At 63.9% G+C, this 20,936-nt stretch carries 19 protein-coding genes; 11 read left to right on the forward strand and 8 right to left on the reverse strand.

Features of this window, described 5'->3' with window-relative positions; all coding sequences use genetic code 11:
- Genes ACEWX3_RS12910 through ACEWX3_RS12925 form a run of 4 tightly spaced genes read right to left on the reverse strand, consistent with a single transcriptional unit; the run spans position 1 to position 3,373 of the window.
- Complete coding sequence (locus ACEWX3_RS12910) at positions 1-414, reverse strand: Zn-ribbon domain-containing OB-fold protein (protein ID WP_374159581.1); 414 nt, start codon at positions 412-414, stop codon at positions 1-3.
- Position 415: 1 nt separating this feature from the next.
- Positions 416-964 carry a MaoC family dehydratase gene (locus ACEWX3_RS12915; protein ID WP_374159582.1) on the reverse strand — a complete coding sequence of 183 codons (549 nt, stop codon included), beginning with the start codon at positions 962-964 and terminating at the stop codon, positions 416-418.
- A 34-nt stretch (positions 965-998) separates the two neighbouring features.
- Complete coding sequence (locus ACEWX3_RS12920; protein WP_374159583.1) at positions 999-2,180, reverse strand: acyl-CoA dehydrogenase family protein; 1,182 nt, start codon at positions 2,178-2,180, stop codon at positions 999-1,001.
- Positions 2,180-3,373: a cytochrome P450 gene (locus ACEWX3_RS12925; protein ID WP_374159584.1), complete on the reverse strand. Its 1,194-nt coding sequence runs from the start codon at positions 3,371-3,373 to the stop codon at positions 2,180-2,182. The genes ACEWX3_RS12920 and ACEWX3_RS12925 overlap by 1 nt, the downstream gene beginning before the upstream one ends.
- Before the next feature lie 235 nt (positions 3,374-3,608).
- On the opposite strand from ACEWX3_RS12925, the gene ACEWX3_RS12930 reads away from it, so the two are divergent.
- The 3 genes from ACEWX3_RS12930 to ACEWX3_RS12940 all read left to right on the forward strand — a co-directional run bounded on the left by ACEWX3_RS12930 (position 3,609) and on the right by ACEWX3_RS12940 (position 8,641).
- On the forward strand, positions 3,609-5,069 hold the full coding sequence (locus ACEWX3_RS12930) for an aldehyde dehydrogenase family protein (RefSeq protein WP_374159585.1): 1,461 nt from the start codon (positions 3,609-3,611) through the stop codon (positions 5,067-5,069).
- A complete protein-coding gene (locus ACEWX3_RS12935) occupies positions 5,066-7,609 on the forward strand; it encodes a CaiB/BaiF CoA transferase family protein (protein WP_374159586.1) in 2,544 nt (847 codons plus the stop codon). The genes ACEWX3_RS12930 and ACEWX3_RS12935 overlap by 4 nt, the downstream gene beginning before the upstream one ends.
- Before the next feature lie 174 nt (positions 7,610-7,783).
- A complete protein-coding gene (locus ACEWX3_RS12940; RefSeq protein WP_374159587.1) occupies positions 7,784-8,641 on the forward strand; it encodes an MlaE family ABC transporter permease in 858 nt (285 codons plus the stop codon).
- A 162-nt stretch (positions 8,642-8,803) separates the two neighbouring features.
- Here ACEWX3_RS12940 and ACEWX3_RS12945 read toward each other — a convergent pair whose 3' ends face one another.
- On the reverse strand, positions 8,804-9,352 hold the full coding sequence (locus tag ACEWX3_RS12945; RefSeq protein ID WP_374159588.1) for a TetR/AcrR family transcriptional regulator: 549 nt from the start codon (positions 9,350-9,352) through the stop codon (positions 8,804-8,806).
- 616 nt (positions 9,353-9,968) lie between these two features.
- Here ACEWX3_RS12945 and ACEWX3_RS12950 point away from each other — a divergent pair.
- From ACEWX3_RS12950 to ACEWX3_RS12980, 7 genes are read left to right on the forward strand one after another with little or no spacing between them, the layout of a single operon-like run.
- Positions 9,969-11,156 carry an MCE family protein gene (locus tag ACEWX3_RS12950; RefSeq protein ID WP_374159589.1) on the forward strand — a complete coding sequence of 396 codons (1,188 nt, stop codon included), beginning with the start codon at positions 9,969-9,971 and terminating at the stop codon, positions 11,154-11,156.
- Positions 11,153-12,181 (forward strand): MCE family protein, encoded by a 1,029-nt coding sequence (locus ACEWX3_RS12955; RefSeq protein ID WP_374159590.1) that lies wholly within the window; start codon positions 11,153-11,155, stop codon positions 12,179-12,181. The genes ACEWX3_RS12950 and ACEWX3_RS12955 overlap by 4 nt, the downstream gene beginning before the upstream one ends.
- Positions 12,178-13,263, forward strand: coding sequence for an MCE family protein (locus ACEWX3_RS12960; RefSeq protein ID WP_374159591.1), 1,086 nt, complete (start codon positions 12,178-12,180; stop codon positions 13,261-13,263). The genes ACEWX3_RS12955 and ACEWX3_RS12960 overlap by 4 nt, the downstream gene beginning before the upstream one ends.
- Positions 13,263-14,657 carry an MCE family protein gene (locus ACEWX3_RS12965; protein WP_374159592.1) on the forward strand — a complete coding sequence of 465 codons (1,395 nt, stop codon included), beginning with the start codon at positions 13,263-13,265 and terminating at the stop codon, positions 14,655-14,657. The genes ACEWX3_RS12960 and ACEWX3_RS12965 overlap by 1 nt, the downstream gene beginning before the upstream one ends.
- Positions 14,654-15,832 carry an MCE family protein gene (locus ACEWX3_RS12970; RefSeq protein ID WP_374159593.1) on the forward strand — a complete coding sequence of 393 codons (1,179 nt, stop codon included), beginning with the start codon at positions 14,654-14,656 and terminating at the stop codon, positions 15,830-15,832. The genes ACEWX3_RS12965 and ACEWX3_RS12970 overlap by 4 nt, the downstream gene beginning before the upstream one ends.
- Positions 15,833-17,488, forward strand: coding sequence for an MCE family protein (locus ACEWX3_RS12975; protein WP_374159594.1), 1,656 nt, complete (start codon positions 15,833-15,835; stop codon positions 17,486-17,488).
- Complete coding sequence (locus ACEWX3_RS12980) at positions 17,485-17,982, forward strand: hypothetical protein (protein WP_374159595.1); 498 nt, start codon at positions 17,485-17,487, stop codon at positions 17,980-17,982. The genes ACEWX3_RS12975 and ACEWX3_RS12980 overlap by 4 nt, the downstream gene beginning before the upstream one ends.
- 69 nt (positions 17,983-18,051) lie before the next feature.
- Here the strand turns inward: ACEWX3_RS12980 and ACEWX3_RS12985 are convergent, their stop codons facing one another.
- The 3 genes from ACEWX3_RS12985 to ACEWX3_RS12995 all read right to left on the reverse strand — a co-directional run bounded on the left by ACEWX3_RS12985 (position 18,052) and on the right by ACEWX3_RS12995 (position 20,443).
- Positions 18,052-18,528, reverse strand: coding sequence for a MaoC family dehydratase (locus tag ACEWX3_RS12985; protein ID WP_374159596.1), 477 nt, complete (start codon positions 18,526-18,528; stop codon positions 18,052-18,054).
- Positions 18,525-19,715, reverse strand: coding sequence for an amidohydrolase family protein (locus ACEWX3_RS12990; protein ID WP_374159597.1), 1,191 nt, complete (start codon positions 19,713-19,715; stop codon positions 18,525-18,527). The genes ACEWX3_RS12985 and ACEWX3_RS12990 overlap by 4 nt, the downstream gene beginning before the upstream one ends.
- Before the next feature lie 92 nt (positions 19,716-19,807).
- A complete protein-coding gene (locus tag ACEWX3_RS12995; RefSeq protein ID WP_374159598.1) occupies positions 19,808-20,443 on the reverse strand; it encodes a cysteine hydrolase in 636 nt (211 codons plus the stop codon).
- A 49-nt stretch (positions 20,444-20,492) separates the two neighbouring features.
- On the opposite strand from ACEWX3_RS12995, the gene ACEWX3_RS13000 reads away from it, so the two are divergent.
- On the forward strand, positions 20,493-20,933 hold the full coding sequence (locus ACEWX3_RS13000) for a nuclear transport factor 2 family protein (protein ID WP_374159599.1): 441 nt from the start codon (positions 20,493-20,495) through the stop codon (positions 20,931-20,933).
- Positions 20,934-20,936 lie beyond the last annotated feature (3 nt).

Consider the following 20,936-nt stretch of genomic DNA (forward strand, 5'->3'; position numbering starts at 1 on the left):
TCAGCTCGCTGGCCGGAACTGGTGCAATACCAGTTCGTCCCCGCTGGGAAGTGCTTCGAAGGTCTCGTAGAAGACCTCGACGGGCATGCCGGTCTCGATGTCACCGGGTTCGATGTCACACAGATTCGAGACGATGCGCACACCCTCGTCGAGATCGATCAGGGCGACGACATAGGGATACTGCAGAAATGGCAGCGGTGGGTACTGCGGCATGATGAAGCTGTACACCGTCCCACGGCCTGTTGAGACGACGTAATCCCAGTCCAGTGACTGGCAATTGCCGCACATCGGCCGAGGTGGTACGCGCAACGTCTGGCATTTCGTGCAGCGTTGGATGCGTAATTCGCCTTCTTTGAGGCCGGACCAGAAGAACTCCGTGTCCGGGCTGATCGACGGAGCGAGCCGCTGTGCCACCTCAGCCTCCCTTCTTGAATCGCAGCGTGCGGAACCGCTGCCGGCCGATGACCTCGCCGTCCTGGTTGCGGTACGTCGTGATCCAGGTGACGAAGAAACCGGTTCCCATGGCAGTCTTCTTCTCGTCCGAGATGGTCTCGAAAACCGTTTCAGCCGTGAGGTCGTCACCGACTCGGGGGTATCGTTCGATCTCGAACTCGGAGTTGGTGGCGACGATCCCGGTGTAGCCGGCGTCGGCGAGGAACTGCAGCGGGTTCTCGCCGAGTTCGACAGGCACACCGCCGCGTTCGTGGATGCCTTCGAGTTTGGGCGGGGCCATGGTCCACGACTGCAGCATGACGGGCGGCGAGACGACGCCGCCGTAACGCGAGTTCTTGGCGAAATCCTCGTCGAGGTAAGCGGGGTTGAAATCGCTCAATGCATATGCCCAATGTCGGATCATGGGTGCATTGACCGGATCCGGCGATCTCACCGGTTGTCCCGAGCTGATCGGCTGGCCGATCAGCGCGTCGAGTTTGCGGCGGAGTTCGTCCTTGTCGACCTCAGTCACGTGTGTGTTCCTTTTCCTTGGTTGAACTCGTCGTTCAGGACGCCCGCACGTCCCGGGGCGCCCGCGGCATCCCGAGACCGGCCATCGCGATGATGTCGCGTTGAAGCTCGTTGGCTCCTCCGCCGAAGGTGTTGATGACCGCCAGGCGGTAGGCACTCTCGAGGTCGCCCTCGAGCGGTGCAGCATCGTCTTTACGGACCGCAGCGTGGCCTACCACGTCGAGAAGTTCGCGAGCCACCTTTTGGGTGAGTTCGGTACCGAAGACCTTCGCGGCGGAGGCTTCGGCCATACCGAGTGCACTCGTGCCCATGTTGGCGTTGACACGCAAATTGAGCAGGCGGTACGCCGCAACCTGTGCTTCGACTCGGGCCAAGGCCTGCTGCACCCAAGGTTGGTCGATGACCCTGCCGTCGTCCAGGGCGGTGTCGCGGGCCCACTCCAAAGTCTTCTGGAACAGCGGCTCCAGTGCCCCCAGATTGCCCAGGGCTGCCCGTTCGAGGTTGAGCTGGTTGGTGACCAGCTTCCAGCCTTCGTTCTCACCCAGCACGATCGAGCTGTCGGGAACCCGGACATCGTCATAGAACGTGTAGTAGGTCGTTACCCCGGGCATGGTGTGCAACGGCTTCCACGAGAAACCCGGGTCACTGGTCGGGACGATGAAAAGCGTGATGCCCTTGTGCTTCTTGGCGGTCGGATCGGTGCGCGCGGCCAGCCAGACGTAGTCGGCGAACTCGGCGCCGCTGGTGTACATCTTCGAGCCGTTGATCACGAACTCGTCGCCGTCTCGAACCGCGGTAGTGCGCAACGATGCCAGGTCACTGCCGGCTCCAGGCTCGGAGTAGCCGATCGCGAAGTCGATCTCCCCCCTGAGGATGGCGGGCAAGAAGGTGTTCTTCTGCTCGTCGGTGCCGAACTGGATGAGCGTCGGACCCACCGTGTTCAAGGTGATCATCGGCATCGGGGCGTTCACCCGTCGCGCTTCCTCGCCGAAGATGTACTGCTCCATCGCGCCCAGGCCGTGACCGCCGTACTCGGTCGGCCACGCCACCCCGAGCAGCCCGGCTGCACCGAGTGCTCGGCGTACCTCGGAGACGGCCGCGCCACCCTCCGCGAGGCCCGCGACGGCAGCTCGCCGCTCAGGCGTCATCACGGCCTCGAGACGTTCGCGGTAATCCTTGCGGAGTTGGATCTGGTCTGGTGTGTAGTCGAAGTCCATCAGAGGCTCGCTTCCAATCGGACGGGCATACTCTTGACACCGGGCACCATGGTCGCGCGCAGGCGGGTGACGTCCCCGGTCAGTTCGATGGTCGGATAGGTCCCGAGCAGGACCTCGAACATGATCCTCGCCTCCATCCGGGCCAGTTGAGCCCCCAGGCAGGCATGCTCGCCGGCTCCGAAGGCGATGTGCGGGTTCGGACTTCGAGTGATGTCGAACTCTTCGCTGGAAGCCCCGAAGACTTCCTCGTCACGGTTGGCCGAGCCGTACAGCATGACCACCGTGTCACCCGCCTTGATCTGCTGGCCTCGGATCTCGACATCCGCGGTGGCGGTCCGTGCCATGTGGGTGACGGGGCTGGTGAACCGAAGCATCTCTTCGACCGCAAGCGGCATCAGCTCAGGTTTCGCGCGCAACAGCGCGAACTGGTCCGGGTGCTCGATCAGCGCGAGGGTACCCAGGGCAATGAGATTGCGGGTGGTCTCGTTGCCGGCGACGAGCAGCAGAAAGGAGAAATTGAGCAGGTCCTCGTCGGTGAGGCGTTCGCCGTCGACCTCTGCCGCGGCGAGAATCGCCAGGAGGTCATCGTGGTCACCGGCACCGCCGGACCGACGGATCTCGATCAGCTTCATGAAGTATTCGTAGAGCTCCGTCATCGCGACGAGCGGATCCATTTCGATATCGGGATCTGAGCCCCCGACCGCGGCGTCGGACCAGGTCCGGAACTGCTCCCAGTCCTCAGGCGGGGCACCGAGAAGTTCGGCGATCATGCGGGTCGGCAGGGGTGAGGCGATCTCTTCGGCGAACTGGTAGGGCCGCGACGGATCGACCTCGTCGACGATGCCTTTCACTATCTGGCGGACCTTGGGCTCCAGCAAAGTCACCTGACGTCGCGTGAAGCCGGAGTTGATCAGCTTGCGCAGCTGCCGGTGCCGGGGAGGGTCCGTGAAGATCAGGTTTCCCTCTTGGACAGGCTCCGGCTGCTCGGGATCGGGAATGGTGATTCCCTTCGTCGACGAGAACAGCTGCGGGTGTCCCGAGACGTAACGGACGTCTTCGTACTTGAGGAGGGCCCAGAACTCCGTCGCCTCGTTCCAGACCACCGGGGTCGAGGTGCGGAGCTCCCGATATGCGGGGTAGGGGTCGCCGGCGTAGAAGTCCGGTGAATGAAGCGGGACTGTGGTCGTCGGCACCGCGCGCCTTCCGTCGTTATGGTCTTGTCGGACAGATTATGAATATATGTCCGGAGTCTCCTGTGTCTACCGCACTCATCTCGCTCGTGTCAACGACTGTTTGCGCAGTTAGAGTGCGGTTTGATTGACGCCCTGGTGTCTGTCCGTGTACACACACTTGTTAAATGTAGGATGGGCTGTGCTGGCGGCGTGGGTACGAATTCGCATCCGCACACCAGGAAGGGCGGCGCCGGAGATGGCTGAGACGGGGACACTTGTCGACACGTACGGACACTTCATCGACGGCCAGTGGGTCGAACCTGACGCGGGGCGCTACGACGTACGCAATCCCGCCACCGACGAGCTGATCTCGACGGCGCCCGATGCGAGCGTGGCTCAGGTTCAGGGCGCCATTTCCGCGGCGAGGGCAGCATTCGATTCGGGTCGTTGGAGTGAACTCGACCCCGCGGAACGCGCGCGGCGCATCCAACAACTCAGTGATGCGATGCTGGCGCGCAGCGACGAGATCAACGCGTTGGCCCAGGCCGAGTGGGGCTGCACGGCAAATGAACGCATCATCCACGTCGAGGGTCCTGCCTTCATGGTCGGGCATGCCGCGGAGCTCGCCCTCGAGCCCGCTGAAGCGCCGATGGACGCGTGGGGTGCGGCCGGAACGACGCTTCTTCGTCACGAGCCGATGGGCGTCGTGAGCATCCTGACACCCTGGAATTTTCCGCACACCTTGAACGCCATGAAGGTCGGTGCCGCGCTGGCGGCCGGGAACACCGTGGTGCTCAAGCCCTCACCGCTGACGCCGCTTGCTGGTTTGGCGCTGGCGCGCCTCATCGACGAGCAGACCGACATCCCACCCGGTGTGGTCAACGTCGTCACGCCCACGAGCGTGGCGGCCAGCAAGGCTCTCACCGTCGATCCACGGGTGGACATGGTCAGCTTCACGGGAAGCTCCGCGGTCGGGCGAGATGTCATGGCCGGCGCCGCGGCCGGCATGAAGCGCGTCCTGCTGGAGTGCGGCGGAAAATCGGCATCGATTCTGCTCGACGATGTCGACGTCAACGAGGAACTGCTCCAGCGCTTGTTGTTCGAAGGCTGCACCCTGCATGCCGGACAGGCGTGCATCCTCAACAGCCGACTGCTCGTTCCGGACTCCTTGCACGACGACGTGGTCGCCGGACTGAGCGAACTCGCCAATAGAGTCGTGATCGGCGACCCTCGCGATCCCGAGGTGACGATGGGCCCGCTCATCAGTCGTGAGCACCTGGATCGGGTCGAGGGAATGGTCGCGCGCGCCGAACGCGACGGCGCCACCGTGGTGACAGGGGGAAGCCGGCCGAAGCATCTCGAGCAAGGCTTCTTCTTCGAGCCGACCATTCTCGCCGGCGCCGGCGCCGATTCGTTCATCGCCCAGGAAGAAGTGTTCGGGCCCGTGCTCACGGTGCTCCGTTACCAAGACGACGAGGATGCCGTCACGGTCGCCAACCACTCCCAGTACGGTCTCGGAGGCGCGGTCTGGGGGTCCGACGTCGAGCGTGCCCTGGGCGTCGCCCGCGGGATACGGACCGGACAGGTCTCGATCAACGGGACGATCCCCGGTGACGCACCCTTCGGTGGTTTCAAGCAGAGCGGTATCGGCCGCGAGGGTGGAGTGATGGGTTTGCGGGCGTACATGGAGCCCAAAGCGATCGGGGTGCCGGCGTGAGCGAAGCCTGCGGAGCGAACCAGAAGGCCACGAGCGAAGCCTGCGGAGCGAACCAGAAGGCCACGAACGAAGCCTGCGGAGCGAACCAGAAGGCCACGAGCGAAGCTGGCGGAGCGAACCAGAAGCCACGTCGCGCCCCGCTCGCCGGGCTCCGTGTCGTCGAAGTGGGCAGTGAGATCACCGGCCCGTACTGTACGAAGCTGCTGGTGGACCTGGGCGCCGACGTCGTCAAGGTGGAACTTGCCGACGGTGACCCGATGCGGCGTTGGGGCACCATGCTGCCGGGTGATGCCGGGCACAGTGGCCTGTTCGACTATCTGAATGCCGGGAAGCGCGGTGTCACAGTCGAACCCGCATTGGACACCGGGTTGGCGATGTTGCACGATCTGGTGGCCGACGCGGACCTCCTGATCGAGAACCTGGAACCCGACTCCCAGCTGCGGTGGGATCTGGGCCTCGACCCCGACAGTCTGGCGAGGCTCAATCCGCGGCTGACCGTCGTGCGGATCTCCAGCTTCGGCCAGGATGGGCCGGCACGGGATCGAGCGACCACTCCGCTGACTCTGCAAGCCGCGTCGGGCTGGGTGAACGAGCGTGAGCCAGGCAGGCCGCCAGTGCAGGCCGGTGCGCGCATCCCCGAGTTCATTGCGGGCTCGTATGCCGCGATGGCCGCGCTCACCGCGCTACGGATCTCCGCACGTGGGGGAGACCGGCCTGTCGAGGTGGACGTCTCGGTGTTCGAAGCGCTGCTGTCGACACTGCCCTACCCGATGCTGCTCGCCGAGCGTCTGATGAAGATGGGACTGCCCGGCAACGCCAAAGGGGCGCCGATGCTGGGCATCGTGCGCGCCGCCGACGGCTGGGTCGGCATCAACTGCCTGACCGGCCAACACTGGCTGGACGTATGCGCGATGGTCGGGTTGCCCGAGTTCGGCGAGCATCAGATCGCCATCATGATCGGCGGTCCGGAGCGCGAGGAGTTCTTCGACAAGGCCAGGCCGTGGCTGGAATCGATGACGGTCGCTGATCTAGTCGAGCTCAGTCAGGCCCTTCGCATTCCGGCAGCACCGGTCACCGACGGCGAATCCATACTTTCTTGCCCGCAGTACCGCGAGCGTGGCTTCTTCATCTCAGTGGATGGCGATCCTGCTCGCAGCGGATATGTCAGGCCCGGTGCGCCCTTCCGGTTGTCGAAGACCCCGGCGGGAGCGCCGCAGCCGGCACCATCCCTGGGAAACGCTGCGACGGGTTGGGGCGAGGGCGCTGGAGTGGCACGGCGGGATGCGGCGTTCTCGGCGTTGCCGCCTGCGGATGTGGCACTGCCCTTCGCCGGATTGAAAGTCTTCGACCTGAGCACCTTTTGGGCCGGGGCCTACCTGACCTGCTACCTCGGCGCATTCGGAGCAGATGTGGTCAAGGTGGAGTCCATCCAGCGTCCCGACGGCCACCGGTACTCAGGCTCGCTGCTACGCGACGGTGATGACTGGTACGAACGGGGGCCGCTATGGCAAGGAACGAATCTCAACAAGCGTGACATCACCCTCGACCTGTCTACGCCGGCCGGTCGCGAACTCGCTCTGCGTATGGCCGCCGAGGCTGACGTCGTGGTGGAGAACTTTTCTCCGCGCGTCGTCGAACAGTTCGGCCTCGACTACGACTCTCTCGTCAAGGTCAACCCCGACGTCATCATGGTGCGCATGCCGGGCTTCGGACTCGAGGGTCCTTGGCGTGACTACGTGGGATGGGCGCTGAACATCGAGCAGTTGTCGGGGATGTCCTCATCGACGGGATATCCCGACGGGCCGCCGTGCAATCTGCAAGGCCCGGCAGACCCCATCGCCGGCGTTCACGCCACCGTTGCGCTGCTGGCAGCCCTTGAACATCGCGCCCGAACAGGTGACGGCCAGCTGCTCGAGGTACCGCAGATCGAGGTGGGCGCTGCCGTTGCGGCGGAACCTGTCATCGAGTATTCGTTGACCGGTCAGGTGCAAGCCCGAGAAGGTAATCGACACCGCGAGTATGCACAGGGTGTGTATCCGACGGCCGCCGACGACGACTGGGTGGCGGTCTCGGTGCGCGACGACTCCGACTGGGCGGCTCTCACGGACGCACTCGGGCGTCCAGAATTGTTGGCAGACACACGTTTCGCCACTATTCAGGACCGGCGGGACAACCACGACGCATTCGACACCGTTCTCGGGGAATGGACCCGGACACGCGCGGCCGACGAGATCGCCGATGAACTCAACCGCCGCGGAGTGCCGGCTGAGCGACTGCTGACCCCGGACCGCATGTACGACGTAGAGCAACTCGATGCGCGCAGCTTCTACCAGGAGCTCGAGCATCCGATCACCGGAAGCCACCGCTTCCCCGGTTGGCCTTTCCGGATCACACCAGGTCCGCGGCGGCACCACAGTGCGGTGTCTCCGACACTGGGCCAACACAACGACGAGGTCCTGGCCGAAGTCGGGTTGTCCGAACAGGACATCGCCGCGCTCCGCGAGCAGCAGGTCATCGGTGAGCGCCTCCTGCATTCCTGACGCCGATTGCTGCATTGCACGCAGCAAATGTTGTACGATCGCCGTAGCTCGATGAGAATAGATATTTTCAAAGTCGGTCTACCACTCTTCTTCCGCGGCGAAGTGTTCGTTGCGGGTATCTGACAGGTTGCCGTTGACGGCCATCCTGCGGGTGACGACGGGCCAGGGGAGACCATGAGTGCCTCAGCGGTGTTGCGGTCGCGGTTCCCGCGGCTGGTCGGCTATGCCGGTCGGCCGGTGGCGTTGTTGTCGCGCATCGGTGATCACACGCTGTTCTACGGGCGTGCGCTGGGTGGGGTGCCGCACGCGGCGGTGCATTTCCGCAAGGAGATCGTGCGGTTGATCGCCGAGATCTCGATGGGGGCGGGCACGTTGGCGATGATCGGCGGCACGGTGGTCATCGTGGGGTTTTTGACCCTGGCCGCCGGCGGCACCCTGGCGATTCAGGGGTATTCCTCGTTGGGCAACATCGGGATCGAGGCGCTGACCGGGTTCCTGGCGGCGTTCATCAACGTGCGCATCGCCGCGCCGGTGGTGGCCGGGATCGGGCTGGCGGCCACGTTCGGGGCCGGGGTGACCGCCCAGCTGGGCGCGATGCGCATCAACGAGGAGATCGACGCGCTGGAATCGATGGGTATCCGCCCGGTGGAATACCTGGTCTCCACCCGCATCGTGGCCGGCATGATCGCCATCACCCCGCTCTACTCCATCGCGGTGATCCTGTCGTTTCTGGCCTCGCAGTTCACCACCGTGGTGCTCTTCGGCCAGTCCGGCGGCCTCTATGACCACTACTTCGACACCTTCTTGAACCCGATCGACCTGCTGTGGTCGTTCCTGCAAGCCGTCCTGATGGCGATCGCGATCCTGCTGGTGCACACCTACTTCGGCTACTTCGCCTCCGGCGGACCCTCCGGCGTCGGCGCCGCGGTCGGCAACGCCGTACGCACCTCCCTGGTCGTCGTCGTCTCGGTCACCCTGCTGGTCTCCCTGTCCATCTACGGCTCCAACGGCAACTTCAACCTGTCGGGCTAAAGGAGGCTAGAGGAATCTGCCGGGCTCGGAGGCGAGGTGGGCGGAGGCGTCGGGCCGGGCCCGGCCCATCGGGCGGACACGGTCAGCAGCGCGTCGCCGATAGCAGCGTTGCCGGGCGGGCGCTTCGGGGTGTCGCACTTCGGGTGAGGAAGATTGGACGTGTCACGTATCGAACGCAGGGCCGACGAATCGTCGAAGCAACTGTTGCTCTGCTTGCCTGCTGCTCGCCGGCCAGATGGCCAGCGACACGACCAACCGTACGATCCACTGGGCCGCCTGCGGATCAGAGTCAGTGGTTCCGGTGAGTTCGGCGGCGAGGTGCGCGAGTATGGGCGACGAGTGTAGATCGCCGAGTCGCAGCGAAGACCCGGAGGTCGAAATCAGCCGACGGATCGGTGGCGTACGGATCTGTTCCAAGGCGACCTCGATCGAGGTGATCACACGCTCCGGACCACTCAACCCGTCGACCCGACGCCTCACGGTGTCAACGACATCGGCGAAGAGTCGTATGAGTACTTCGTCGCGAATCTGGGCCTGGCCGCCGGCGTATCGATAGATCGTTGCGCGTGAGCAATGCACACGTGCCGCGAGGGCGTCGATGGTGAAAGCATCGAGACCCTCGCGTGCGACAAGTTCGGTAGCGGCGGAATAGATTCGCTCGCTCGCCGCCAGGCGACGTTCACCGCCGACAACCCAATCGTGTCGAACCATCGCGCGTCCACCTTCCGACGACTCCGTAGACGTTCCAAGACTTGAAGCGCCGCCGCCACGGGTGTTTCTCAGCATAGGGACCGGTGAGCGCATCGTCGTTGAGACGACCGGGTGCGTCACCGGCACTTACCGATTGCAACGTGTCTCGAATCGATTGACCGTCGCGTGTTGGCGGCCCAGCGTGGAGCCATTCTCGTCGAACCTGCCCGCCACGCTGCTGTATCGACCAGGCTGAACCGTCGAGGCTTTCCCACTCGCCGAGCGCGGTACACCTACCCAGGCCCTAGCGACTGCGGACGACCCCAGGAACTCGAATTCGGAATGAGTGGTGGGGGTGTCCGACCCTCGCCTGAACCTCGTATGAGGAGTTCACGCCATCTGGTGAGGCATGTGGTATAGGCTTGCCGCTGTTCCCGGAAATGAACGATCTCATTGATGAATGTGTCAATTTTCGCGAATGAGAGGAACCGTTGCGAGCCCTAACGAGTACGTGTCTGTGTACCGCTGGCAATCGCTATCGGTTCGACGGTGAGGGGATTCTCTCGCCCTCCACACATTCGCCTCGCTGTTGCCGCGTTGCGCGGCGCAGCCGCCCTACCAGATCGCGAGACGTGGCGTGATCAGAAGGACCCTCCGTCCACTGGCCGGCGGTGGACTTGTCATCGTGCTCTTGGTGACCGTGGCCTTGGCGATCGGCATGTTCAACGGAGCCTTCACGAAGACCGAAGCCGTGACTGTGGTCGCGGACAGGGCGGGGTTGGTGATGAACCCCGACGCGAAAGTCAAGTGGCGTGGCGTCCAGGTCGGCAAGGTCTCGTCGATCGAGGACGTGGGAGACGGACGTGCGGCCCTGCGGTTGGCGCTCGACCCCGCAAAACTCGAACTCATTCCGTCGAATGTGTACGTCGACATCACCTCCACCACGGTCTTCGGGGCCAAGTTCGTGGCAATGGAGCCGCCGGCGAACCCGTCTGCCGAAACTCTGCGGCCAGGACAGGTGCTTGACTCCCAGCATGTGACTGTCGAGTTCAACACCATCTTCCAGCAACTCACCCAGCTGCTCGACAGCATCAAACCCGAAGAGCTCAACGCCACGCTGAGCACGCTTGCGAACGGTGTCGGTGGGCGGGGAGAGCAGATGGGCAACACGATCGCAGATCTCAATGCGCTGCTCGCTGATGTAGAACCGAGCCTGCCAAATCTATCGCAGGATCTGGCTGCCGCTCCGCTTGTGTTCAACACCTTCGCGGATTCGGCTCCGGACCTTTTTGACCTCGCCGACAACGCGAGCGCGACTGCGCGGACGGTGGTGGATGAACAGCGGGCTCTGGATTCTTTCCTCGTCAGTACCATCGGGTTGACGACCCGGGGTGCGGATGTCGTCGGGACGAATCGCCAACCTCTGACCGACGTGCTGACGCTCCTCGTGCCGACCACGGAACTACTCAATCGCTACCGTGAAGCGCTGAACTGTTCGTTGCGGACCATGCTCGTTCTGGTCGACAACCCGCCATTGGAGAAGCCCGGCGCCATTGTTTCGACGGGATTCAACCTTGGTGCAGACCGCTACCGCTATCCCACCAATCTGCCGAAGGTTGCGGCGACAGGAGGCCCGCAGTGCCTGGGGCTGCCTGATTTGCCGTTCGACACGCGCACACCGTTCGTCGTTGCGGACACGGGCGCCAACCCCTTCGCCTACAACAACCCCGGAATCGTCTTGAACGCCGACGGTCTCAAGCAGTACCTGTTCGGGCCGATCGCGGGACCGCCGAGAAACACCGCACAGATCGGACAGCCGGGATGACGCGCTCGGGTGCCTCCTATCTGAAGTTCGGCGTCTTCGCCCTCATCATGATCGTTCTCACCGCCTTCTTGATCATGACGTTCGGCAGATACGAATCGCGTGACACCGCTGGCTATTCGGCAGTGTTCGTCGATAGTTCCGGATTGAAGTCTGGCGATTCCGTCCGCGTGGCCGGCATCAAGGTCGGATCAGTTGACGCGGTCTCGTTGCAGGACGACAAGACCGTAGTGGTGGAGTTCGACGTGGACCGTTCGCTGATGTTGACCATGGGCACCAGAGCTGCAGTGCGCTACCTGAACCTGGTCGGCGATCGCTACCTGGAGATAGTCGATGGACCCGGTTCCACCCGGAAGATGCCTGCCGGGACGCGCATCCCCGCCGAGCGTACCGAGCCGGCGCTGGACCTCGATGCCTTGTTGGGCGGTCTCAAACCCGTCATCCAGGGCCTGAACCCTCAGGATGTCAATGCGCTGACCTCTGCGCTCGTCGATGTCTTCCAGGGGCAAGGTGACACCCTGGACTCGCTGCTGTCGAAGACCTCGTCGTTCACCAACACCCTTGCCGACAACAGTGCCGTCATGGAGCAGCTGATCGACAATTTGAACGCTGCAGTCGGCACGATCTCGGACGACGGAGACCGGTTCTCGAGCACACTCGATCGGCTTCATCGACTCGTTGAAGGACTTGCCGGTGACCGGGACCGAATAGGGTCGGCCATCGAGTCGCTCAGCGCGGGGACGGCCTCGGTGTCCGATCTGCTCGGCCAGGCGCGCCCGCCTCTGGCAACGACCGTATCCGAGCTGAACCGCTTGGCCGCCAACCTCGACGCGCAGTCGGACCGCATCGAGACGTCCATCCAAAAGGCGCCGGAGAACTACCGCAAGATGATGCGGTTGGGCTCCTACGGCAGCTTCTTCAACTACTACCTCTGCGGCATCACCATTCGGGTGAGCGACCTGCAGAATCGCACTGCGGTGTTCCCGTGGATCGAGCAAAACGGAGGTAGGTGTACGGAGCCAGAATGATCAAGTATCGCAGTGCGCGGCTCATCCGCGCCGGTTTCATCGGCATCGTTCTCTGCGTGCTGCTCATTGCCGTCGGGCTACAACCTGAGGCTGTTCTGGCCCCGGCTGCGAAGACTCGTTATCAGGCAGTATTCGCCGACGCAGGCGGTCTGCTCGTCGGCAACGAGGTGAAGGTCTCCGGTGTGAAGGTCGGCTCCGTGACACGGATCCGACTCGAGAGCGGTAAAGCCTGGGTGACTTTCACGGTCGACAATCAGGTGCACCTCGGCGATGAGTCCACCGCCCATGTTCGTACCGGCACCCTCCTCGGCGAGCGCACGCTCGCCCTGGAATCAGCCGGGAACGACATCCTGACGTCGCTGAGTGTCATCCCGGTCTCCCGTACTTCGTCGCCGTATTCACTCACCGACGCGGTCGGCGAACTCACCACGAACACGGCGGGTACCGACACTGAAACGCTGAACAGGTCGCTGGACACGTTGGCCGACACTCTCGACCAGATCGCCCCGCAGCTCGGCCCGACTTTCGATGGATTGTCTCGGCTCTCGAGATCTCTGAACAGCCGCAATCAAACAATCGCCGAGTTGCTCAACAACACCGGCCGAGTGACCGGGATACTCGCCGAGCGGAGCCGCGACGTCAACGCGCTGCTGCTCAACGCCAATGACCTGGTCGGCGTCTTGGTTGAGCAGCGGCAAGCCATCGCGTCTCTGCTTGCCGACACCTCGGCGCTGGCCCAGCACCTGTCCGGTCTGATCGCCGAGAATCGAGCGCAGCTGGAGCCTGCCCTGGTGAAACTCAACAGTGTGCTGAAGATGCTGGACCGCAACCGGGAAGACCTCGGCAGGGCTTTACCTCTGCTGGCCAAATTTCAGAGCTCGTTCAGTGAGATAGTCGCCAGCGGTCCGTACTACACCGCTTATGTGCCCAACCTCATTCCGGGCCAGCTGCTGCAACCCTTCTTCGACTATGCGTTCGGCTTCCGACGTGGCACCGACGCCGGGCAACCACCCGACGATGCCGGACCTCGCGCTGAACTTCCGTTCCCGTACAACGGGATTCCTGAGAGGCCACCGCGCTGATGCAACGCTCCACAGTCATACTCATCACGACCGTCGTGCTGATCGCCACCCTTCTTGGGGGCGTCGCCTCGGTGGTCCGGAGCCACCTCTTCGCCCCTCTTCGGGTGGCGGCCTATTTCACCACGGTGACGGGCCTCTATCCCGGGGACGAGGTGAGAATTGCCGGAGTGGAAGTCGGTCGTGTCACCGCTATCGAACCCGAGGGGGAGCGGGTGCGGATGGATCTGATGGTCCAGCATGGTATTCCGGTGCCGTCCGACGCGCGCGCTGTCATCATGGCGCCCAATTTGATCTCAGCGCGATTCGTCCAGCTGACGCCTGCGTACGAGGGCGACGGGCCCACCATGGCGGACGGAGCTGTGATACCGGTGGATCGTACGGCCGCGCCGGTCGAGTGGGACGAGGTGAAGCGCCAGTTGACGCGGTTGGCCACGGAACTCGGCCCTCAGAGCGGCAACTCGCACACGCCTGTCGCTCGTATCGTCGACAGCGCTGCCGACGCGATGGGAGGAAACGGCGAGAAGTTGCGCGAGACCCTGACGCAGCTCTCCGGTGCGGGACGCATTCTGGCAGACAACAGTTCTGACATTGTCGCTGTGATCGAGAGCCTTCAGACATTCGTGTCGGCGCTGCGCGACAGCAATGAGCAGATCGTGATATTCCAAGGCCGGTTGGCCACGCTGTCCAGTGTTCTCGCCGACAGCCGCTCTGATCTCGACGCGGCCCTGCGCAACGTCGCAGAGGTTGTCGGCGTGGTGCAGCAGTTCGTCAGCGAGACTCGTGACCCCGCCGCTGAGCAAATTCAACTGTTGCGCGACGTGACGGACAACATCGTGCAACACACAAGAGATCTGGAGCAGATTCTGCACGTCGCGCCTACAGCTCTCGCGAACACCCTCAACTTCTTCGATCCACGCGATGGTGCCATCAACGGAGTGTTCGGGTTCAACGTATTGTCCAACCCGGTCCAATTCATCTGCTCGTCCATCGGTGCCATCGAGAACACCACCGCCCCGGAAACTGCCAAGCTTTGTGCCCAGTACCTGGGACCGGCCTTGAGGTTGCTCAACTTCAATTACCTGCCGTTTCCTGTCAACCCCTTGCTCGCCGGCGTGCCCAAGCCCGAGGACTTGGTCTACACCGAGCCAGGCTTGGCGCCCGGTGGGACCGGGGGCAAACCAGGGCCTCCGGAAACTCCACCAGCGGTCTCGGCGTACACCGGCGCCGGTGACGTGCCGCCGCCCCCCGGCTACGGGCCACCACCGTTGCCCCCAGCATCCCTGCCGGAACTTCTGATGCCGTCCGCAGCGCCCGGCCCGCCCCCGGGCCCGTTGCTTCCGGCGGAGGCGTCCGCACCCGTCGGCTCGGCGCCAGGAGGTAACCCGGGATCATGAAGACTCCCCGTCTCTTGCCCAAGTTGGTCGCCGCGATGCTGGCAGCGGTGCTTGCCTCTGGTTGCGGCTATCAAGGGCTCAACTCCCTGCCGCTGCCCGGGACTGTCGCGGCGCGCGAGGGCGCGACCTACCATGTTCGCCTTGCGAACGTCGGTTCGCTGGAACCGAACTCGCCCGTCATGATCAATGACGTCGTGGTCGGGAGTGTTCGATCGATGTCCGTCGACAACTGGCACGCGGATGTCGTGGTGGGGGTCCGCTCGAAAGTGCGGGTTCCTGCGAACGCCGTGGCGACCGTGGGGCAGACAAGCCTGCTCGGCTCGATGCACCTGTCTCTCGACCCGCCATTGGGTGAGCCTCCCCGCGGCCGGTTGCAGCCGGGCGCGACCCTGGATCTGAACCGCTCGTCCACATACCCGTCGACCGAACGCACGCTGTCTTCGTTGGCCGCCGTCGTCAACGGAGGCGGTCTCGGGCAGGTCGGTGACATCATCCACAGCTTCGGTACCGCTTTGAGCAACCATCGGCAAGAGGCGCGAGACCTGATTTCTCGGCTGGACAACTTCGTCGGCACCTTCGATCGTCAACGCGAAGACGTCGTTGCGACGATGGAAGCCCTCAACAGGCTGAGCGTCCAAGTCGCCGACCAGCGCGACGTCGTGGCCGCGACGCTGCGTGACCTTCCCCCGGCGCTCGATGTGCTCATCGAGACGCGCCCGCAGCTGATCACCGCGCTGGACACGGCGCGCGAGTTCTCTGACGTCACCACGCAGCTGGTCCGTGACTCACAGAGCGATCTGGTCGCCAACCTCGATAATCTCGGCCCCACACTCAAAGCGCTGGCTGACGTGGGCCCTGAGATCGGCACCGCGCTGGGCTACATCACGGTGATACCGTACGGACAGAACGTGATCGACCGTGGTGTCAAGGGCGACTACCTGAACTTGTACATCGTGCTCGACCTGACGCGCAACCGGCTGAAACGAACAATTCTGTCGGGCACCAGGTTCGGTGACGAAGATGCGCCGCTGGTGCCCGCGCCGGGCGACCCGGGTTACGACGCCTTCTATGCACTGCCGCCCGCCACGAGCGATCCGCTGCAGGCTCCGCTTCAAGGCCCACCACCAGAACCGGCCCCACCGCCCGCCGATCAGATCCCGCCGCAGGGAGGCTGAGTGCTCACCCGATTCATCCGAGCTCAGCTCGCGATATTCGCGATCGCGTCGGTCGTGGGCGTGAGCGTGATGGTGGTCAACTATCTGCAAGCGCCGATGCTTCTCGGTATCGGGCGGATAGAGGTCACACTGGAGCTTCCCGCCGGGGGCGGAATCTATCGATTCGCGAACGTGACTTACCGTGGTGTGCAGGTCGGTAAGGTCACCGAGGTTGACGTGACCTCCGACAACGCAGTGGTGAGCATGTCATTGCAATCCGATCCGCGCATTCCCTCCGACCTGGACGCCGAGATCCGCAGTCTGTCTGCCGTCGGCGAGCAATATGTGGACCTTCGGCCCCGCAACGACAGTGCACCCTACCTGTACGACGGGTCGGTGATTCCCGCCTCGCGCACCTCCATTCCGCAACCGGTGGGGCCGATGCTGGACCGGCTCAGTGCCCTCGTGGACTCTGTTCCCGGCCAGCGGGTGCCTGAGCTCTTGCACGAGACAGCGACAGCTCTCGACGGGAAGGCCTACGATCTGGGGTCGCTACTGGACTCTGCCGCGCAGCTTTCGGCAGATTCCAGAGCTGCATCTGATCACGCAACCACCCTCATCGACGACAGCGTGCCGCTACTGGAGGGCGCCGTGCAATCGGCCGCCGACACCCGAAAGTGGGCCGCCGATCTCGCGGCCGTATCGGCGCAGCTACGAGCCAGCGATCCAGATGTGCGCACGATCCTGCGGACCGGGCCGGGCGCCTTCGACGAAGTGTCGCAATTGCTCGACGCGGTCAAGCCGACCTTGCCGCTGTTGCTCGCCAACTTGACGAGCTTGGGCCAAGTCGCGCTGACGTACAACCCGAGCCTCGAGCAGATCATGGTCTTGTTGCCCCCATTTCTGGGCGGGTTCAATCAGATTTCGCCGAGTCAGAACGCCACCGGCCTGCCGATCGGCAATTTTCGGCTGCAGATCAGTGACCCGCCTGCCTGCACTACGGGCTTCCTACCACCGTCACAATGGCGCTCGCCGGCCGACACCACGACCCTGGATACTCCGGACGGCTTGTATTGCAAGTTGCCGCAGGACTCACCCATCGCGGTGCGGGGCGCACGTAACCTTCCCTGCATGGGCCGGCCGGGAAAGCGCGCGCCAACCGTCGACATCTGCGAGAGCGACCAACCGTACATGCCGCAGGCCATGCGTCAGCACGCTCTTGGGCCATATCCATTCGATCCCAACCTCGTTGCACAGGGCGTCGGCCCCGACGATCGTGTCCGGGATGACGAGAGACTGACGGCCCCCGTCGAGGGAACGCCGCCGGCCGAGCCGGCTGAGCCGGCTGCGCCCACCGCCCCCCTGCCTGCTGGCGAAGCGCCCAGTGCTGAACCGCCCGCGATGGACGGGGTTCCGCCAGGACCGCTTGCCCCCGAAGGGGTTCCGCCAGGACCGCCCGCGGCTACACCGATTCCAGCGCCGGCGCCGGGGGAGCAGGTTGCGCCGTCAGCGTATCGGCCCAGCGACAAGCCGGGTTTGGCGTTCGCCACCTATGATCCGCGCACGGGCAGTTATGTCACTTCCGACGGGACGACACGACGGCAGGCCGATTTGTCTCGCGATATGTCGCAGCAAACGTGGCAGCAGCTCGTCTGGCCGCCGAATGGAGAAACATGAGCCGCCGATGGAGAATTGTGCTGGCCGCGGTCGGCCTCGCCGGGATGACGACGGTCACGATTTCCGAGACGCCGGTGTCCGCCGACCCCGGCGACGGCGTAGCCCTCAACGGTGCCTACACCGTCGTGTCGGACGGAGAATGGGCGAAGAAAAACGAAACTCTTTTTTACCAAGCCACTGTCACCGCGCGGTGGATTCTCAGCAGCACGTGCTCCAATTATCAGAACTGCACCGGCACGGTCACTTCCGATCAGGGTTGGACTGCCGATCTGGAGTATCTGAGCGGTGTCTGGTACGTGCGGCGCACGCTGCCGAATTGGGAACCATGTCCCGACGGTTCGGCGTTCCCCGGCGAGCAAACGTACTACTTCTGGCCTGACCGTGACGATCGCGCACAACTGACGGGGTGGGACAAGACCATTGGTCCGAGCGGAGCCTGCGGCATCAATGAATGGCTGACGGTCAAGATGCCTCTTCGGTTGACGCCCGGGTAGGGCGGTCGACGTCCATGTGGCGCCGCACCCCGATGGACCTCGACCGTCGTCGACTCCCGGTCCCTTGCGTCAGGCGTCCACCATCGCGGCGATCGTATCGACCACGCAGGCAGGCCGCTCGGAGCCCTCGACCTCGACGGTGACCCGCACCTTCGCGCGACCACCCTTGTCGTTGCGGTCGACCTTGATGAGTTCGGCACCCGCTCTGATGCGGGAGTCGACGGGCACCGGGGCCGGGAATCGAAGCTTGTCGACGCCGTAGTTCACCTGCATCGACAAACCGGTCACTCGGTAGATCTGCTGCACGAGGATCGGTACCAGCGACAACGTCAGGTATCCGTGCGCGATCGTCTTGCCGTAGGGCCCGGCGGCGGCCTTCTCCGGGTCGACGTGGATCCACTGATGATCGCCGGTGGCTTCGGCGAACAGGTTGATCTCCTGTTGGGTGACCTGCCGCCAGTCGCTGTACCCCAGGTGCTCGCCGACGTGGGCCTCGAAGCCGGCGATCCCCTCGTATGTCGTCGGCATCGATGGTGCCTGGGTCATACCTTGACCTTCAACCTCAACTGCTCGATCGCGTTGCCGCCCATGATCTTCTCCTTGCCCTCCTCCGAAATGCCGTCGAGACGGTCGACGAAGCTGAGGGGGTCACCGATGCCCTCCGGGTGCGGGAAATCCGAGCCGAACATCACGTGGTCTTCGCCCATGATCTCGACGATCGATGCGACATCGTCCTCGAGGAACGGATGGATGTAGACGTTGCGCTTGAACACCTCGACGGGGTGTTCGTCGAACTCCTTGGGCATCACCCGGTAGGCCTTGTCGAGCTGACGAAGCAGATTCTTCACCCAGCCGCTGCCGTTCTCCACGACGAGCACACGTAGATCCGGGAACCGGGACAGTGCGCCGTGGCAGATCAAGGCAGCCAGGGTGTCCTCCATGGCGCGGAAGCCCATCACGACCTCACGCAGCGCACTCGGCTTGAAGGACAGGTACTCGTCTCCGCCCTCCCACTCCATCAGGTGCTTCTGGTAGCCGCTGTCAGAAGCGTGGAAGGTGACCGGGATGTCGGCCTTGACGACCTCTTCCCAGAACGGGTCGAATTCCGGCAGGCCCATCGAACGTGAGCCGCCGAAGCGGCTCGGCACCGGTGCGGGCCGGACGAGGAACGTCTTCATGCCGCGCTCGAGCGCCCAGTGGAACTCCTTGATCGCCTCGTCCACCAGTGGCAGGCAGATGACCGGCGTGGCGAAGATGCGATCTTCGTAGTTGAAGGTCCAGTGCTCGTGCATCCATTCGTTGAGGGCGTGGATGATCGCGTGGGTGAGCACGACATCATCGGTGGTTCGCTCCTCGATGAGGCTGGCGAGCGTTGGATACATCACGCACTGGTCGATGCCCAGCTCGTCCATCAGCTCGAGCCGCGGGGCAGGCGACTGGTAGGCCGGGATGACGTCCATCGCTTCGCCGATGAACTCGCGGAAGTTGAGGCCCTCGGGATTGTTCCCCAGGAAATAGTCCTCGGCGCTGCCGGGGCGTGCCACCCGTGCGAATGTCGGGTTCGGGATCATGTGGCTGATGTGGTCCTTGACGACCAGCTTGGGCCGACCGTTCACCTCCACGTAGCCGACCTTGCCTTTGTGCTGTTTCGGCAGGTACTTCAGCAAGGCGTCCGTCGTCTCGTACATGTGGTTGTCGATGTCGAAGATCGGATACGGAAGTCTGCGGGTCATCTGGCTGATTCCTCCTCAGAACAGCGAATATGAGCATTTACGCTGATTGAGAATGACGTTATCACTTGTGCCGGACAAGCTCCAGATCGGGGTCAAGATTGCGGAAATCCGGCCCACGCCTTCACAACCGCCTCGGTGGTCGTGACCGTCGCCAACAGCGACATCGTGTTGTCGATCACCGCCTCGGCGTACTCGCGCGGAACCCCCGCGACCGCATCGCGGGGCAGGACGAACTGATAGCTGCGGTTCACCGCGTCCATGACGAAGTTCGTGATCGCGACGTTGACCGAAACTCCTACGCCGACAATCGTGGTGATGCCCATGTTGCGCAGGACCGAATCAAGGTCCGTTCCGGTCATCGGCCCGACCCCGTGGGTGCGGGTCAACACCAGATCGCCGTCCTGCTGACCTAATTCGGGAATCACCGATGCGCCCGGGCCGCCGGGGGTGAGGTCGGCGGTGAACGACTTCCCTGCCGCGAACAGCCTGGCGTTGGTGTTGGACCCGCGTCCGTCCGGACGCCGCTGGATCAGGCAGTGCACCACGGCCACGCCTGCAGCCCTGGCCGAGCCGACCAGGGCGGCGATGTTGGGGACCGCTTCGCGGTGGGCTTCTTCGGCGAGCATCGGCAGACCGGCCTGGGCGCCGATGACGCCGCCCTGGCATTCCTGGGTGACCAGAGCGGTGCTGGCGGGATCGAGCAGTTCGGCGAGCTGCGGCGTGGGCATGAGAACACACGTTATCGTGTGCTGGAGTCGAAGTTCCAGAGGAGTGGGCATGCAGCTGTGGGAGCTGGAGGTGCGCGAGTCGGTGCGCCAGACGTTGGCCGATTACACCGCCGCCACCGACCGGTCCGACCTCGCTGCGCTGGCTGCGTGCTTCGGTGCGGAAGGAGTCCTCGAGTTCACCGGGGGGCGGGAACCGCTCGTCGGACCCGCGGCGATCGAGGCCGGACTCGGCGCGGCCATGGGGGGGCCGCGAGATGCCGGGCGACCGCTGCCAACCTTCGTTCGCCACCACGTGGCGAGCGTGCGTTTCGTCTCGGTATCCGCTGACCGGGTGGAGGCCAGCAGTTACTTCTCGGTGTACACCGACATCGGGCTGGACCACTGGGGGCGCTACCGCGATGTATTGGTGCCGGTGCAACAGCGGTGGCTGTTCTCATCGCGACGGATCGCCGTCGATGGGTTCTCGAAGGACAGCCTGATGGCGCAGTGACTG

This window comes from Mycobacterium sp. G7A2, assembly GCF_041902445.1.
In the GTDB taxonomy this organism is placed as follows: Bacteria; Actinomycetota; Actinomycetes; order Mycobacteriales; family Mycobacteriaceae; genus Mycobacterium.

Bases quoted from the DNA above. Each gene is read 5' to 3' on its own strand.
- ACEWX3_RS12995 (WP_374159598.1), bottom strand. From the start codon at position 20,443: ATGCCCACGCCGCAGCTCGCCGAACTGCTCGATCCCGCCAGCACCGCT.
- ACEWX3_RS12980 (WP_374159595.1), top strand. From the start codon at position 17,485: ATGAGCCGCCGATGGAGAATTGTGCTGGCCGCGGTCGGCCTCGCCGGG.
- ACEWX3_RS12970 (WP_374159593.1), top strand. From the start codon at position 14,654: ATGAAGACTCCCCGTCTCTTGCCCAAGTTGGTCGCCGCGATGCTGGCA.
- ACEWX3_RS13000 (WP_374159599.1), top strand. From the start codon at position 20,493: ATGCAGCTGTGGGAGCTGGAGGTGCGCGAGTCGGTGCGCCAGACGTTG.
- ACEWX3_RS12955 (WP_374159590.1), top strand. From the start codon at position 11,153: ATGACGCGCTCGGGTGCCTCCTATCTGAAGTTCGGCGTCTTCGCCCTC.
- ACEWX3_RS12960 (WP_374159591.1), top strand. From the start codon at position 12,178: ATGATCAAGTATCGCAGTGCGCGGCTCATCCGCGCCGGTTTCATCGGC.
- ACEWX3_RS12985 (WP_374159596.1), bottom strand. From the start codon at position 18,528: ATGACCCAGGCACCATCGATGCCGACGACATACGAGGGGATCGCCGGC.
- ACEWX3_RS12990 (WP_374159597.1), bottom strand. From the start codon at position 19,715: ATGACCCGCAGACTTCCGTATCCGATCTTCGACATCGACAACCACATG.
- ACEWX3_RS12965 (WP_374159592.1), top strand. From the start codon at position 13,263: ATGCAACGCTCCACAGTCATACTCATCACGACCGTCGTGCTGATCGCC.
- ACEWX3_RS12940 (WP_374159587.1), top strand. From the start codon at position 7,784: ATGAGTGCCTCAGCGGTGTTGCGGTCGCGGTTCCCGCGGCTGGTCGGC.
- ACEWX3_RS12945 (WP_374159588.1), bottom strand. From the start codon at position 9,352: ATGGTTCGACACGATTGGGTTGTCGGCGGTGAACGTCGCCTGGCGGCG.
- ACEWX3_RS12920 (WP_374159583.1), bottom strand. From the start codon at position 2,180: ATGGACTTCGACTACACACCAGACCAGATCCAACTCCGCAAGGATTAC.
- ACEWX3_RS12930 (WP_374159585.1), top strand. From the start codon at position 3,609: ATGGCTGAGACGGGGACACTTGTCGACACGTACGGACACTTCATCGAC.